Origin of the sequence: Streptomyces sp. NPDC055966 (assembly GCF_042269865.1) — a bacterium.
Classification (GTDB): domain Bacteria; phylum Actinomycetota; class Actinomycetes; order Streptomycetales; family Streptomycetaceae; genus Streptomyces.
On sequence record NZ_JBHJYK010000001.1, the window covers coordinates 73,354 to 87,265 of the forward strand.

Genomic DNA, 13,912 nt, shown 5'->3' on the forward strand with positions numbered 1-13,912 from the left:
GTGACCAGGTGAACGCCGGGCGGCCGCGGCCGTCAGCCGGCCGGGGCCCGGGAGATCCCCAGCAGCAGGGGTCCCGTCGGCTCCGCGACGATCTCCGTGATCGTGATCGGGTCCAGGCTGGCGTAGAACGCCTCCTGGGCCTGTCGCAGCGCGCCCCGCAGCCGGCAGCCGAAGCGCAGCGGGCACGGCGTCGCGCCCTCGCACTCGACCACGTCGCCGTCGCCCTCGAAGACCCGCACGACGGCGCCCACCGACGCCGTACGGCCCTTCCCGGTGAGCGTGAGGCCGCCGCCCCGGCCGCGCCGGGCGTCCACCAGGCCCAGGTGCTGGAGTTCGGCGACGACCTTCGCGGCATGCGTGTAGGGCACGTCCATGTCCGCCGCCACCTGGCGGGTGGTGGGCGTGGCGTCGGCGGCGACGGCGAGTCGCATCAGGACCCGCAGGGCCAGGTCGGTGGAGCGCAGGAGCCGCATACCGCGAGCCTAGGTAATACGCATCCGGGGTTCAAATTATCTGTTTGCTGTCGTGCTCTACGGTGCGGCACGGGTTCCCCATTACGATCAGCACGCCCCACCCCACCCGTCCGTCCCTTTCCCCCAGAAGGACACACGCCTCATGGGTTCCGCCAAGAGCAACGGCAGCGCGGCGCGCACGGCGCGCATAGAGGAGATGCGACGCGCGGAGCGCGCCCGCGAGCGCCGCAACCGGATCCTGGCCGTCAGCGCGAGCGTGGTGGTCGTCGCCGCCCTCGTGGCCGGCGGAGTGGTCCTCGTGAACTCCCAGTCCTCCTCGGCCAAGACGTCGGACACGGCGAGCGACGGCAAGAACGCCGGGACCTCCGGTGACTCCGGACACTTCGTCAAGGGCAAGGACGGGGTGATGACCTGGAGCGGCACGCTGTCGCGCACGCACGTGATGACGAAGGTGTCGTACCCGATGCACCCGCCGGTCGGCGGCAACCACAACCCGGTCTGGCTGAACTGCAACGGTGACGTCTACACCGCGCCGGTGCAGGACGAGAACGCCGTGCACGCGCTGGAGCACGGCGCCGTCTGGGTGACGTACACCGCCAAGGCGAGCACGGCGGACGTCGTCGCGCTCGCGGCGAAGGTGAAGCGGACGCCGTACTCGCTGATGAGCCCGTACGAGAACCAGGCCGCGCCGCTGATCCTGTCGGCGTGGGGTCGCCAGGTGGCCGTGAAGAGCGCGAAGGACCCCGAGGTCGCCAAGTTCTTCGCCGCGTACGTGCAGGGCCCGCAGACGCCCGAGCCGGGTGCCTCGTGCACCGGCGGAGCCATGAAGTGACCCGCCGGCGCATCGGCTGGATCGCCGGGGCCGCGGCGGCGGTGCTCGTCGCGGCCGGCGGGGTCACGTACGCGGTCGCCGAGGACTCGGGCGGTGGCGGGGCGCGGTCGACGGTGCCGGGAGCGGAGTCGGCCGACGCCGGCTTCGCCCGGGACATGGCCGTGCACCACCAGCAGGCCGTCGAGATGTCGTACATCGTCCGCGACCGCACGACGAACGCGGACGTCCGGCGGCTCGCCTACGACATCGCGCAGACGCAGGCCAACCAGCGCGGCATGCTGCTGGGCTGGCTGGATCTGTGGGGGCTGCCGAAGGTGTCGGCCAAGGCGCCGATGGCCTGGATGGGCATGGGTGACATGCCCGAGCGGGGGGACGGCTCGCTGATGCCGGGCATGGCGACGAACACGGAGCTGAGGAAGCTCCAGTCGCTGAGCGGCAAGCAGGCCGAGGTCTTCTACCTCCAGCTGATGACGGACCACCACAAGGGCGGCATCCACATGGCCGAGGGGTGCGTGGCCAGGTGCACCGTCGGCGTGGAGAAGCGGCTCGCGCAGGGCATGGTCGACGCCCAGCAGTCGGAGCTTCAGGTGATGGCCGGGATGCTCAAGGAGCGGGGCGCGAAGCCGCGTTCGTGACCGCGCATGTGAAGAGCGGGCGAGCGGTTGTGAACAGCGGACAAGCGGTTTCGTAACACAGCCGTAAGGATAAATGGATCCAAATCCCCCCACCTGACGGTTACTTGAGTGTCTCTTGACCTTTCCGTTCCCCTGACATGAACGGTTCATCGGAGAGAGTGACCCCCATCGTGTGATCCATACGGCCGGTCGAACCGCCGCCGGGCCGGCACGCGGACCGCATGACGTACCGACCACGACATGCATGCGAACCGCATCGCAGGGGGTTCTATGAGATCCAACCGCGCCAAGCTGCGCACCGTGAGCATGGCAGCGACGCTGCCCATGATCGCCGGTGCGCTGGCGCTGGGCATACCCGCGGCCCACGCCGCGGACAGCCCCGCTCGTCAGTCCCTGAAGGGCACCAAGCCCCTCTGGGCGACGGCCAAGGCGGACAAGGGTGCGACCGCGAACAGCGCCCAGGTGAACGCCAAGGTCTACCTGGCCGGCAAGGACGCGGCGGGCCTCGCCGCCTACGCCAAGGCCGTGTCCGACCCGAGCTCGCCGCTGCACGGCAAGTACCTGAGCGCCAAGACGACGCAGGCCCGCTTCGGGGCCACCAAGGCCCAGGTGGCCGCGGTCAAGTCCTGGCTGACGTCGGCCGGCCTGAAGGTCACCGAGGTCACCCAGCACTACGTCGCCGTCTCCGGTGACGTGGCCGCCGCCGAGAAGGCGTTCGGCACCCAGCTGCACAACTACACCAAGGGCACGAAGACCTACCGCGCCCCCGCGCAGGCCGCCTCGGTCCCGGCCGGCCTCCAGGGCGCCGTCCTGACCGTCACCGGCCTGGACAACGCCCCGCACATGGCGAACCACGACGACACGCTGCCGGCGCCGGACGCCGTGTTCAAGAACGCCGGGCCGTTCTCGTCGTACTACGGCTCGAAGATCGCGAGCACGCTGCCGGACGCGTACGGCCAGAAGATCCCGTACGCCATCAAGGGCTACACGGGCAAGCAGCTGCGCGCCGCCTACGGCGCCGGCACGTACACCGGCAAGGGTGTCCGCGTCGCCATCACCGACGCCTACGCCTCGCCGACCATCGCCTACGACGCCGGCACGTACGCGGCGAAGAACGGCGACCAGGCCTGGAAGACCAGCCAGCTGCACCAGTCGCTGCCGGGCAGCTGGACCAGGACCACCGAGTGCAAGGCGGCCGGCTGGTACGGCGAGGAGACCCTCGACGTCGAGGCCGTGCACGCCGTGGCCCCGAACGCCGACGTCACGTACGTCGGTGCGGCCTCCTGCTACGACGACGACCTGCTCGGCGCGCTCAGCAAGGTGGTCGACAACCACCTCGCCGACATCGTCTCCAACTCCTGGGGCGACGTCGAGGCCAGCCAGACCCCGGACCTCGCGGCCGCCTACGACCAGGTCTTCCAGCTGGGCGCGGTGCAGGGCATCGGCTTCTACTTCTCCTCCGGTGACAACGGCGACGAGGTCGCCAACACCGGCACGAAGCAGGTCGACACCCCGGCCAACTCCGCCTGGGTGACCGCGGTCGGCGGTACGTCCCTGGCCGTCGGCAAGGGCGACACGTACCAGTGGGAGACCGGCTGGGGCACCGAGAAGGCGACCCTGTCGGCCGACGGCAAGAGCTGGACGAACTTCCCCGGCGCCTTCACCTCGGGCGCGGGCGGCGGCACCAGCAAGACGGTGGCCCAGCCGTACTACCAGAAGGGCGTCGTCCCGGACGCGCTCGCGAAGGCGAACGGCACCACGGCCAACCGCGTCGTCCCGGACATCGCGGCCATCGCCGACCCGAACACCGGCTTCCTGGTCGGCCAGACCCAGACCTTCCCGGACGGGTCGCAGCAGTACAGCGAGTACCGCATCGGCGGCACGTCGCTGGCCGCGCCGACCATCGCGGCCATCCAGGCCCTGGCCCAGGAGGCGCAGGGCGGCAGGGCGATCGGCTTCGCCAACCCGACGATCTACGCCGGCTACGGCAAGAAGGGCGTCTTCCACGACGTCACGGACAACCCGACGGGCTCCGGCCTGGCGGTCGCCCGCGTGGACTTCGCCAACGGCCTGGACGCCAAGGGCGGCCTGCTGTACTCGGTCCGCAGCCTCGGCAAGGACAGCTCGCTGTCCGCGACGAAGGGCTACGACGACGTGACGGGCGTCGGCTCTCCGGCCGACGGCTACGTGCAGTCGTACGCGAAGGCCGCGAAGCAGCACTGACGCTCCGCTGAGCGGCGGGGGCGTGGGGTCCTGACGGACCTCACGCCCCCTTCTCTGTTTTCCGGTGCACGAGCCTTCCGAGCGGGGCCGTTTAGCACGACTCGCCGCATCACGTACGCACCGACACGTTCTGACGACGGGTGAGAGGGAGCCAGGAGATCACTCTGAAGGGCTAATAGTATTTCAATCCCACCTTTTCTATGGCGATTTGACCTCCCACCGCTCGCTCGAAAACGCGGCATTCGACCCCACAAATACCCCGATTGGCGCCTTGGTGTCACTCTCCTGAAATTGCCGAGATGTCAGATCTCAGTACTTTTGATCTCGAACCGGCCGACGGTCGGCATCTCCGAGAGACGAGACAGGAGCACCACGATGAAGCTCGCCCGTTCCACCATGATGGCCGGCGCCGTCGCAGGCGCCGCGGGTCTTGCCGTCACCGGCATCACCTATGCCTCCGCCGCCTCCGCCCCGCAGGAGGCCCCGGCTGCCGCTGTCGCCGCCCCCTTCGGCGGGAGCGGCAGCAGCAACAACAACCAGAACAACAACAACGACAACTGGGGCAAGGGCAACGAGGGCAAGGGCAACGAGGGCCGCCGGGGCGGTGAGCGCAGGGAGCACAGGGAGGGCCGCATCATGATCAACGAACGGTCCTACTCCGCGCACCCGGGCGACTGCATCACCGTCGTCAGCGGCCTGGGCGCCAAGACCCTGAACATCCGCAACGACAGCCACAAGACCGTTGAGGTGTTCCGTGGAGCGGTCTGCGACAACGGCGCTCCGATCGCCACCGTCGGCCCCCACAGCGACAGCTTCGGCGTGCGCGCGTGCCCGCCCGAGGGGGTCAGGGTCAAGGACGGCGTGCTGGCCAGCTTCCGGGTGGTCCGGCACCACGGCCACGGCGGGGACTGGGACTAGTCCGGCGCCGACCCCGTGATGCGGAACCCCGGCCCGCCGCAATCGGGCCGGGGACTCCGTCCCCGGCATTGTCCGACAACCCCGCGCCGTCCACACCCCGCCGAGCCGGACGCCAGGTACCTCAGCCTGTCGTACGGGCGGCCGTCCCTGCCCTCGCCAGCCGACCCTTCCTGGTGCCAGTCACCCGAACGCCCCCTGCGGGCGCTACCCCCGTGGCGTGGCCGCCGGCTTCCTTCCCCGGCGTAACCCCACCCCGAACGGGTGCGAAAGGGCGCGCACGGCAACTCGGCGCAAGCGGCACGGCGCAGTGGTCGTCCCGGCCTCCCCTCCCGCTGTCCGGCGGGCGGGGAGGCACCCTTCGTATCCACGACACCGCAGGGTGGGCGAGATGAGCATGCGCCTGGTGGAGGACACGAGCGACGACACCTACGTCCTGGACATCCTCGACATCACGTTGACCCCGGCATTGCCATGGCTCGGGCGGCAGGTCCGTTGGGAGATGAGCGGTCGCCTCAAGGAAACCGTCGACCTGACCCGGGTCACCTGCAATGTGATCATGAAGTTCGGTCCGGTGAAGATGCTGGACCGCAGCTACCGGCTGCCCGATCTGCTGGCGCGCATAGGGGCGAGACTGCCCGGTGACCCGAGGCTGCCGGCCGGGCCGTGGCAGCAGACGTGGACGCTTCGGATTCCCGAGACGGTGCCGGTGGCCCGGCACCGGATCCGGCTGCGCGCACGGACGGGGAGCGGGAAGAACTTCCTGGCCCTGGACATCCCTCTGGACTTCAGCTGCAAATTCCGTCCGGTGGCGGCGACCTGTGGCGGCAGCTCACGCGTGCTGCACAGCACGCGCCGGCGCTGACCGTCGGCCCGCCTGCCCGTCCCGGGACGGGCAGGCGGGCCGGGGCCTCAGTCAGTGGTGCAGCGCCGCCGGCTCGTCGGGCACGTGGGAGGTGACGATCCGCCCCGCCGACGGAGTCGCCCGGCGCCGGTCCACCGCGTACGCCACGCTCGCCACGCCCAGCCCCAGGACGGCCAGGGCCGCGCCGGCCGGTGCCGGGGACGTGACGCCGAAGCCGGCCGCGATGGCCAGGCCGCCGATCCAGGCACCGCCGGCGTTGGCCAGGTTGAAGGCCGCCTGGTTGGCCGAGGAGGCCAGGGACGGGGCCGCCGAGGCCTTCTCCATGACCATCAGCTGGAGCGGGGAACCGGTGATGAACGCCGCCATGCCCAGCAGGGTCACCGCGAGGGCCGCGCTCCACTCCGCCCGCATCAGCAGCGGGAACAGCGCCAGCACCGCGCCCAGCGACGCCAGGCCGCCGAAGAGCGTGCCGCGCAGGGAGTGGTCCGCCAGCCGGCCGCCCAGCAGGTTGCCCGCCGTCGCGCCCACCCCGAACAGGGCCAGGAGCAGGGTCACGTTCGACTCGGCGAAACCGGCCGACCGCGTCAGCATCGGGGTGACGTAGCTGTACGCCGCGAAGAGCGCGCCGAAGCCCGCCACCGTCGTACCGAGGGCGAGCCAGACCGGCAGGGACCTCAGCGCCGCCAGTTCGCCGCGCAGGCCCGTCTGCGGGGCGGCGTGGCCGCCGTCCCGCGGGATCAGCAGGGCGAGCGCGGCGATGGCCGCGAGGCCGATCACGCTCACGCCCAGGAAGGCCGCCCGCCAGCCGAGGTGCTGGCCCATCAGCGTGGCCGCCGGGACGCCCGCGATGTTGGCGACGGTCAGGCCGAGGAACATCAGCGACACGGAGCGGGCCTTGCGCTCCGGGGCGACCATCGAGGTCGCGACGACCGCGCCGACGCCGAAGAAGGCGCCGTGCGGCAGGCCGCTGAGGAAGCGGGCCGCGAGGAGTGAGTCGTCGCCCGGGGCGAACGCCGACAGGGCGTTGCCCACGACGAACAGTCCCATCAGGGCGATCAGCACCGTGCGGCGGGACATCCGGGCCGTCACGGCGGCGAGCAGCGGGGCGCCGATCACGACGCCGAGCGCGTACGCCGAGACCAGGTGTCCGGCCGAGGGGATGGAGATGTGCAGGTCGTCCGCGACGTCGGGCAGCAGGCCCATCATCACGAACTCGGTCGTACCGATTCCGAACGCGCCGACGGCCAGAGCGAGCAGGGCCAGGGGCATGAAGGGCCTTTGCCTTTCAGGGGAGAGGGGTTCCGTACAGTCTAAGTTCAGCTACGGAACAAAGTCTCTCAGGCCCGGTATTCCGGCGGGTTACGACGACGTGTCCAGCTTCACACGGGCGGCCACCGGAAGGTGGTCGCTGCCCGTGCGCGGCAGGGTCCAGGAGCTCGTGGGCTGGATGCCCTTGACCATGATCTGGTCGATCCGGGCCATCGGGAACGCCGCCGGCCAGCTGAACCCGAATCCGCTGCCCGCCGCGCCCTGCGTGGAGCGCATCTGGGCGGTGACCGCGTTGAGCGAACGGTCGTTCATCGTACCGTTCAGATCGCCGAGCAGGATCACACGCTTCAGCGGCTCACCGGCGATGGCCTCGCCCAGCGCGTCGGCGCTCGTGTCGCGCTGCCGCGCGGTGAAGCCGGCCTCCACCTTCACCCGGACCGAGGGCATGTGGGCGACGTACACCGCGATCGGGCCCTCGGGCGTCGTCACGGTGGCGCGCATCGCCCGCTTCCAGCCGAGCTTGATGTCGACGGCCTGGACGTCGGACATCGGGTACTTGCTCCACAGCCCGACCGTGCCGACGACCGCGTGGTACTTGTACGTCGGCGCGAGCGCCTTCTCGTAGACGGGTACGGCGGTGTTCGGGACCTCCTCCAGGGCGAGCACGTCGGCGCCGGAGGCGGCGACGGCGGTGGCGGTCCCGGTGGGGTCGGGGTTCTGGGCGTTGACGTTGTGCGTGGCCACCATCAGGTTGCCGCCCGGCCCGGTCCGGTCGACGATCAGCCCGCCGAAGAGGTTCAGCCACACGATCACCGGGAGGAGGACCGCGAGCAGGGCCGTCGCCGACCTGCGGAGCACGGCGCAGAGCAGCAGCAGCGGGATGGCGAGGCCCAGCCAGGGCAGGAAGGTCTCCGTGAGGCTGCCGAGGTTGCCCACCTGGTTGGGGATGTGCGAGTGCAGCAGCATCACCAGGGCCAGCAGGAGCGCGAGGAGTGCGAGGACGATGCCCCGGCGCCAGACGCGCGGGTCGCCGCGCCAGCCGGTGAACAGGCGTCGGAGCCGGGATCCGGGTCGCTTCGGCCCCGAGCCGCCGCCCGCCGTCTCCGAAACATACGCCTGCTGCGCCATACCGTCTGCCTCACTGCCGTGCACGCCGTCGTTCCCCCGCGCTGTGTCGACCCTAGGGGATGATCGGCCCTGTTCCCGCCGTCCCGTGACGGCCGTACGGAAGTCGAGGACGAACGGGTCGGGGCCGCGAGTTCCGTTCACCCCCGGGACGGGCGGGGTCTGTGACGAAACGCGCACATGGATGCTACGAGGCTGTCGACCTGACGGGACGTAGGCCTTCGAGGACCGTGTCGACGATCTCCTCCGCGAGGCCCTCGGGCAGCTCGCCGTCGGGGCGCAGGGTGGTGCGGACGAGCATGGGGCCGACGAACAGGTCGCCCGCCAGCTCCAGGTCGATGTCCGGCCGGAGTTCGCCGCTCTCCCGCCCCCGGCGCAGCACCTGGAGGACGAGCTCGCGGCGGGGGGCGACGACGCCGGCGTGGTACGCGGACCAGATCTTGGGGCTGGACTTCATCTGGGCGTACACGTTGTGCAGGATCGCCGAGGAGCGGGTGGCGAGGCCGCGCTGCCGCAGGGACTCCAGCAGGGCGACGAGGTCGTCGCGCAGGCTGGTGCCGGGGAGTTCGGGGTCGGGGGGCTCGGCGGCCCGCACGACGTCGATGAACAGCTCGTCCTTGCCGTTCCAGCGGCGGTAGATGGTGGCCTTGCCGACCCCGGCCGTGCGGGCGACGCGCTCGATGGAGAGCTCGGCGAGGGGGACGCCGTCCTCCAGGAGCTTCATCACGCTGTCGAGGATGGCGCGCTCGACGGCCTCGCTGCGGGGCCTGCCCCGTACGGGTCCGCAGGGTCGCAGCGGGCCCTCGGTGTCGCGGTCGGCGCCGGTACCGGTGTCGGCAAGGCTCACGTGGTTCCCGTCCTCTCACTGCGCTGCGGGAATCGTCCCGCAGCCGCCTCCTTCCCCCGTGCATGTATCGATCCGTACGCGGTCCGCGGCCGCTGCTCAGTCCGCCGCCACGACCAACTCCGGCTCTTTGTCGCCCTCTTGACCGGCCGTCGGCCTGCCCGGCAGGAACAGGACGGTCACCACGGCGCCGATCAGCGCGACGCCCGTACCGCACAGGGCGGTCACGTGCATCGCGTGCAGGAACGCGTCGTTGGCGGGCGTGACGAGGGCCTTGCCCTGCGGGCCGAGCCTGCTCGCGATGCCGAGGGTGGCCTCGATGGACTCGCCGGCCTTCTCGCGCAGGGCGGGCGGCAGCGGGCCGAGCTTGCCCTCGACGCCGGTGCGGTACGACGTGGCGAGCACCGAGCCGAGCACGGCGATGCCGAGCGCGCCGCCGACCTGGCGGAAGGTGTTGCTCAGCGCCGAGGCCGAGCCGGCCTTCTCGCGCGGCAGGGCCTGCATGATGACGACCGAGGTCGGCGTCATGATGTGCGCCATGCCGGTGCCCATGAGGAAGAAGATCACCTCCAGCAGCCAGATCGGGGTGTCGGCCTCGAAGGTGGCGAACGCGGCGAGCGTCGCGGCGATCAGCACCAGGCCCGCGGTGGTGGTGGCCCGGTTGCCGAACCGGTCGACCACCAGCCGGGCGCGCGGCGCGAAGATCATCTGCGCGGCGGCCAGCGGCAGCATCAGCACACCGGACTCCAGCGGCGAGTACCCGCGCACGCTCTGGGTGTAGAAGACCGAGAAGAAGGTGACGCCCATCAGCGCGAAGAAGACCAGCGCGATGGCGGCCATGGCGGCCGAGAAGACCTTGTTCTTGAAGTAGGTGACGTCGAGCGACGGATGGTCGCTGCGCTTCTCGAAGAGCACGAAGGCGATGAGCACGACGACGCCCGCGCCGGCCGTCGCCAGCACCTTCGGGTCGGTGAAGTCGGCCAGCTCGCCGCCCTTGATGATGCCGTAGACCAGCAGGACGAGGCCGACGACGGACAGGACCACGCCGATCGGGTCGAGGCGGCCCGGGCTGGGGTCGCGGGAGTCGGGCACCAGCCAGGCCATCAGGACCAGCGCGACGATCACGATCGGCACGTTGACGAAGAAGACCGAGCCCCACCAGAAGTGGTCGAGGAGGGCGCCGCCGGTGATCGGGCCGATGGCGATGGCGAGGCCGACGCCGCCGGCCCAGATGCCGATGGCCTTGGGCTGCTCCTCGCGCTCGAAGACGTTCATCAGGACGGCGAGGGTGGCGGGCATGACGAAGGCGGCACCGAGGGCCATCAGCGCGCGGAACGCGATCAGCTGGGCCGGGGAGCCGGACTCGGCGGCCAGCGCGGAGCCGATGCCAAACACGGCGATGCCGCCGATCAGCACCTTCTTGCGGCCGAGGCGGTCGCCGACGAGACCGGCCGTGAACAGCAGGCCGGCGAAGACGAGGGTGTAGGCGTTGATCGCCCACTCGATCTGCCCCTGGCTGGCACCGAGGCCGACGGGCGCCGGGGTGGAGATGGTCTTGATGGCGACGTTCAGGATCGAGTTGTCGAGCACCACGATGAGCAGGCTCAGCATCAGGACGCCGAGGATCGCCCATCGGCGCCGGTGCACCGCTTCCGGTATTCGGGAGGCAGGGACGGGACTTGTCATGTGTTCGAGACTACGTTCATTTCGATACGGAACGGTCTCGTATCTAATTCCTTTACCAAGCCCTTACACGACGGGATCACGGCGGGCCCCTCTGGCCCTGCCCGGCACGAAGTGCCACCATGGAGGCGATCCGGGGACGCCGTACGGGCGCCTCGAGATGACTGAAGGAGCCGTTGCAATGACGCAGCTTTCGGCTGCCCCGACGAAGCCCTCCGACGGCAGCAAGGCGCTGTACGGGGGCAAGGGCACACGCCGTATCACCGTTCGCGACATCGCCCTCGCCAAGGAACGCGGCGAGAAGTGGCCCATGCTCACCGCCTACGACGCGATGACCGCCTCCGTCTTCGACGAGGCCGGGATCCCGGTGATCCTGGTCGGCGACTCGGCGGGCAACTGCCACCTCGGGTACGAGACGACCGTGCCCGTCACGCTGGACGAGATGACCATGCTGTCGGCCGCCGTGGTGCGCGGCACGCAGCGCGCGCTGATCGTGGCCGACCTGCCGTTCGGCTCGTACCAGGAGGGTCCGGTGCAGGCGCTGCGCTCGGCGACCCGGCTGGTCAAGGAGGCCGGGGCCGGCGCGGTCAAGCTGGAGGGCGGCGAGCGCTCGCACGAGCAGATCCGCCTGCTGGTGGAGGCCGGCATCCCGGTGTGCGCGCACATCGGGCTGACCCCGCAGTCCGTGAACGCGATGGGCTACCGCGTGCAGGGGCGCGGCGAGGAGGCGGCGCAGCAGCTGCTCCGCGACGCCAAGGCCGTACAGGACGCGGGCGCCTTCGCGGTGGTCCTGGAGCTGGTCCCGGCGGAGCTGGCGGCCGAGGTGACGCGCGTGCTGCACATCCCGACGGTCGGCATCGGCGCGGGACCGGAGTGCGACGCGCAGGTCCTGGTCTGGACGGACATGCTGGGCCTGACCTCCGGCCGGGTCCCCAAGTTCGTCAAGAAGTACGCCGACCTGCGTGAGGTCATGACGAGCGCGGCGAAGGCCTACGCGGAGGACGTCGTCGGCGGAACGTTCCCGCAGGAGGAGCACTCCGTCCACTAGGCGTTGCCACTGAGCCACTGCGGAAACACCCCGGGCAGCCCGCCGATCTTCCCCCGTCGGCGGGCTGCCCCTGTGTGAGGGACGCGCCGGCCCGCTGTCGGTGGCCGTCGGCGGCTTGTCGGTCGTTTGTCGGTGGGGCCTGGCACCGTCTGTGGCATGACGCGAATCGATGACAACCCCGTCGGCGCGGGCCGTGCGGTGACGGTGCGGGGACTGGTCAAGCACTACGGCGAGACCAAGGCGCTGGACGGCGTCGACCTGGACGTGCGCGAGGGCACCGTGATGGGCGTCCTCGGACCGAACGGCGCCGGCAAGACGACCCTCGTACGGATCCTGTCCACCCTGATCACTCCCGACGCCGGACAGGCCACCGTGGCCGGGTACGACGTCCTGCGCCAGCCCCGGCAGCTGCGCCGGGTCATAGGGCTGACCGGGCAGTACGCCTCCGTCGACGAGAAGCTGCCCGGCTGGGAGAACCTGTACATGATCGGGCGGCTGCTCGATCTCTCCCGCAAGGACGCCCGCGCCCGCGCGGACGCGCTGCTGGAGCGGTTCTCCCTCACCGAGGCGGCCAAGCGGCCCGCCAGTACGTACTCCGGCGGCATGCGGCGGCGGCTGGACCTCGCCGCATCCATGATCGGGCGGCCCGCCGTGTTGTATCTCGACGAGCCGACCACCGGGCTCGACCCCCGCACCCGCAACGAGGTGTGGGACGAGGTGAAGGCCATGGTCGGCGACGGCGTCACCGTGCTGCTCACCACCCAGTACATGGAGGAGGCCGAGCAGCTCGCCTCCGAGCTGACCGTGGTGGACCGCGGCAAGGTCATCGCCACCGGCGGGATCGAGCAGCTGAAGGCCAAGGTCGGCGGCCGCACCCTGCGCGTGCGGCCCGTCGATCCGCTGCAGCTGCGCCCGCTCGCCGACATGCTGGACGAGCTGGGCATCACCGGGCTCGCCGCCACCACCGTCGACTCCGAGTCCGGGACGCTGCTGGTGCCGATCCTCAGCGACGAGCAGCTGACCGCGGTGGTCGGCGCGGTCACCGCGCGCGGCATCACCATCTCCTCCATCACCACCGAACTGCCCAGCCTGGACGAGGTGTTCCTGTCCCTCACCGGCCACCGTGCCGGTGCGCCGGAGAAGGACGCCACGCCCGCCGACACCCGTCAGGAGATCGCCGCATGAGCTCGATCACCACCACCGTCGCCGAGGCCGACGGCCGGATCCCGCTGCGCGGGCATCTGCGGCACACCGGCGCGCTCGTCCGGCGCAATCTGCTCTGGATCCGCCAGGACCCGGAGTCGATGTTCGACGCACTGCTCATGCCGATCGTCTTCACGCTGCTGTTCGTGTACGTCTTCGGCGGCTCGATCGGGCAGGCGCTCGGCGGCGGCCAGGGGCAGTACGTGCAGTACGTCATCCCCGGCATGATCGCGATGATGAGCATGACCCTGTCGCAGGGCGTCGGCACCGGGTTCAGCCAGGACTTCAACAGCGGGGTCATGGACCGGTTCCGCTCGCTGCCGATCGGGCGCGGCTCCGTGCTGTTCGCGAAGATCGCCGTGGAGCTGGCGCGGATGCTGTTCGCCACGGCCATCCTGATGGTCGTCGCGGTCCTGGTCGGTTTCCACATCAGCAGCTGGCCCGGGCTGCTCGCGACCGTGGGGCTGTCCGCGCTGTTCGCCACCTCGATCATGTGGGTGTTCCTCACCCTCGGTGTCGTCCTGAAGAACGCGCAGTCCGTGCAGGCGATGGGCTTCCTGGTGCTGTTCCCGCTGCAGTTCGGGTCGTCCATCTTCGCCCCGCCCCGGTCGATGCCGGGCTGGCTGCGGCACTTCACCGACTACAACCCGCTGTCGACGCTCGCCGACTCGGCCCGCGGCCTCATGAACGGCGGTCCGGTCGCCCACTCCGTGTGGATGACGGTGGGCTGGTCGGTGGCGATCACCGTGGTGATGGCACCGGTCGCGATCCACAAGTTCCGCACGAAGACCTGACGT

Annotated in this window: 13 protein-coding genes; 8 read left to right on the forward strand and 5 right to left on the reverse strand. The window is 70.6% G+C overall.

The genetic code is table 11. The features are described from left to right. Nucleotides 1–32 precede the first annotated feature (32 nt). Complete coding sequence (locus tag ACFC8N_RS00325; RefSeq protein WP_356020647.1) at nt 33–473, reverse strand: Rrf2 family transcriptional regulator; 441 nt, start codon at nt 471–473, stop codon at nt 33–35. Between the two features lie 142 nt (nt 474–615). Between ACFC8N_RS00325 and ACFC8N_RS00330 the strand changes: the two genes are divergently transcribed. From ACFC8N_RS00330 to ACFC8N_RS00350, 5 genes are all read left to right on the forward strand, one after another. Continuing rightward, nucleotides 616–1,305: a DUF3105 domain-containing protein gene (locus ACFC8N_RS00330; protein WP_376284992.1), complete on the forward strand. Its 690-nt coding sequence runs from the start codon at nt 616–618 to the stop codon at nt 1,303–1,305. After that, nucleotides 1,302–1,940: a DUF305 domain-containing protein gene (locus tag ACFC8N_RS00335; protein WP_376284995.1), complete on the forward strand. Its 639-nt coding sequence runs from the start codon at nt 1,302–1,304 to the stop codon at nt 1,938–1,940. The genes ACFC8N_RS00330 and ACFC8N_RS00335 overlap by 4 nt, the downstream gene beginning before the upstream one ends. Before the next feature lie 270 nt (nt 1,941–2,210). Next, complete coding sequence (locus ACFC8N_RS00340; protein WP_376284998.1) at nt 2,211–4,163, forward strand: protease pro-enzyme activation domain-containing protein; 1,953 nt, start codon at nt 2,211–2,213, stop codon at nt 4,161–4,163. Nucleotides 4,164–4,538: 375 nt separating this feature from the next. Beyond that, entirely contained in the window at nt 4,539–5,081 is a 543-nt protein-coding gene (locus ACFC8N_RS00345; RefSeq protein WP_356020639.1) for a hypothetical protein, read from the forward strand. Nucleotides 5,082–5,469: 388 nt separating this feature from the next. Then, a complete protein-coding gene (locus ACFC8N_RS00350; protein ID WP_362820516.1) occupies nt 5,470–5,943 on the forward strand; it encodes a hypothetical protein in 474 nt (157 codons plus the stop codon). 51 nt (nt 5,944–5,994) lie between these two features. Here the strand turns inward: ACFC8N_RS00350 and ACFC8N_RS00355 are convergent, their stop codons facing one another. The 4 genes from ACFC8N_RS00355 to ACFC8N_RS00370 all read right to left on the reverse strand — a co-directional run bounded on the left by ACFC8N_RS00355 (nt 5,995) and on the right by ACFC8N_RS00370 (nt 10,867). Further along, the gene (locus tag ACFC8N_RS00355; RefSeq protein WP_356030677.1) at nt 5,995–7,212 is read right to left on the reverse strand and encodes an MFS transporter; all 1,218 of its coding nucleotides are present in this window, start codon (nt 7,210–7,212) and stop codon (nt 5,995–5,997) included. 90 nt (nt 7,213–7,302) lie between these two features. After that, nucleotides 7,303–8,340 carry an endonuclease/exonuclease/phosphatase family protein gene (locus tag ACFC8N_RS00360; protein WP_376285003.1) on the reverse strand — a complete coding sequence of 346 codons (1,038 nt, stop codon included), beginning with the start codon at nt 8,338–8,340 and terminating at the stop codon, nt 7,303–7,305. Between the two features lie 184 nt (nt 8,341–8,524). Then, nucleotides 8,525–9,184 (reverse strand): TetR/AcrR family transcriptional regulator, encoded by a 660-nt coding sequence (locus tag ACFC8N_RS00365; protein WP_376285006.1) that lies wholly within the window; start codon nt 9,182–9,184, stop codon nt 8,525–8,527. A 96-nt stretch (nt 9,185–9,280) separates the two neighbouring features. After that, nucleotides 9,281–10,867: an MFS transporter gene (locus ACFC8N_RS00370; protein WP_356030674.1), complete on the reverse strand. Its 1,587-nt coding sequence runs from the start codon at nt 10,865–10,867 to the stop codon at nt 9,281–9,283. 178 nt (nt 10,868–11,045) lie between these two features. On the opposite strand from ACFC8N_RS00370, the gene panB reads away from it, so the two are divergent. The 3 genes from panB to ACFC8N_RS00385 all read left to right on the forward strand — a co-directional run bounded on the left by panB (nt 11,046) and on the right by ACFC8N_RS00385 (nt 13,909). Further along, nucleotides 11,046–11,912, forward strand: coding sequence for a 3-methyl-2-oxobutanoate hydroxymethyltransferase (gene panB, locus ACFC8N_RS00375; RefSeq protein ID WP_356030672.1), 867 nt, complete (start codon nt 11,046–11,048; stop codon nt 11,910–11,912). Nucleotides 11,913–12,068: 156 nt separating this feature from the next. Further along, a complete protein-coding gene (locus tag ACFC8N_RS00380; protein ID WP_356030670.1) occupies nt 12,069–13,097 on the forward strand; it encodes an ATP-binding cassette domain-containing protein in 1,029 nt (342 codons plus the stop codon). Beyond that, the gene (locus ACFC8N_RS00385) at nt 13,094–13,909 is read left to right on the forward strand and encodes an ABC transporter permease (RefSeq protein ID WP_376285011.1); all 816 of its coding nucleotides are present in this window, start codon (nt 13,094–13,096) and stop codon (nt 13,907–13,909) included. The genes ACFC8N_RS00380 and ACFC8N_RS00385 overlap by 4 nt, the downstream gene beginning before the upstream one ends. The last annotated feature ends 3 nt before the right edge of the window (nt 13,910–13,912 follow it).

What these genes read in the sequence shown, in the direction of transcription:
- ACFC8N_RS00345 (WP_356020639.1), top strand. Translation starts at nt 4,539, where the DNA reads ATGAAGCTCGCCCGTTCCACCATGATGGCCGGCGCCGTCGCAGGCGCC.
- ACFC8N_RS00360 (WP_376285003.1), bottom strand. Translation starts at nt 8,340, where the DNA reads ATGGCGCAGCAGGCGTATGTTTCGGAGACGGCGGGCGGCGGCTCGGGG.
- ACFC8N_RS00380 (WP_356030670.1), top strand. Translation starts at nt 12,069, where the DNA reads ATGACGCGAATCGATGACAACCCCGTCGGCGCGGGCCGTGCGGTGACG.
- panB (WP_356030672.1), top strand. Translation starts at nt 11,046, where the DNA reads ATGACGCAGCTTTCGGCTGCCCCGACGAAGCCCTCCGACGGCAGCAAG.
- ACFC8N_RS00385 (WP_376285011.1), top strand. Translation starts at nt 13,094, where the DNA reads ATGAGCTCGATCACCACCACCGTCGCCGAGGCCGACGGCCGGATCCCG.
- ACFC8N_RS00350 (WP_362820516.1), top strand. Translation starts at nt 5,470, where the DNA reads ATGAGCATGCGCCTGGTGGAGGACACGAGCGACGACACCTACGTCCTG.
- ACFC8N_RS00330 (WP_376284992.1), top strand. Translation starts at nt 616, where the DNA reads ATGGGTTCCGCCAAGAGCAACGGCAGCGCGGCGCGCACGGCGCGCATA.
- ACFC8N_RS00355 (WP_356030677.1), bottom strand. Translation starts at nt 7,212, where the DNA reads ATGCCCCTGGCCCTGCTCGCTCTGGCCGTCGGCGCGTTCGGAATCGGT.
- ACFC8N_RS00325 (WP_356020647.1), bottom strand. Translation starts at nt 473, where the DNA reads ATGCGGCTCCTGCGCTCCACCGACCTGGCCCTGCGGGTCCTGATGCGA.
- ACFC8N_RS00370 (WP_356030674.1), bottom strand. Translation starts at nt 10,867, where the DNA reads ATGACAAGTCCCGTCCCTGCCTCCCGAATACCGGAAGCGGTGCACCGG.
- ACFC8N_RS00340 (WP_376284998.1), top strand. Translation starts at nt 2,211, where the DNA reads ATGAGATCCAACCGCGCCAAGCTGCGCACCGTGAGCATGGCAGCGACG.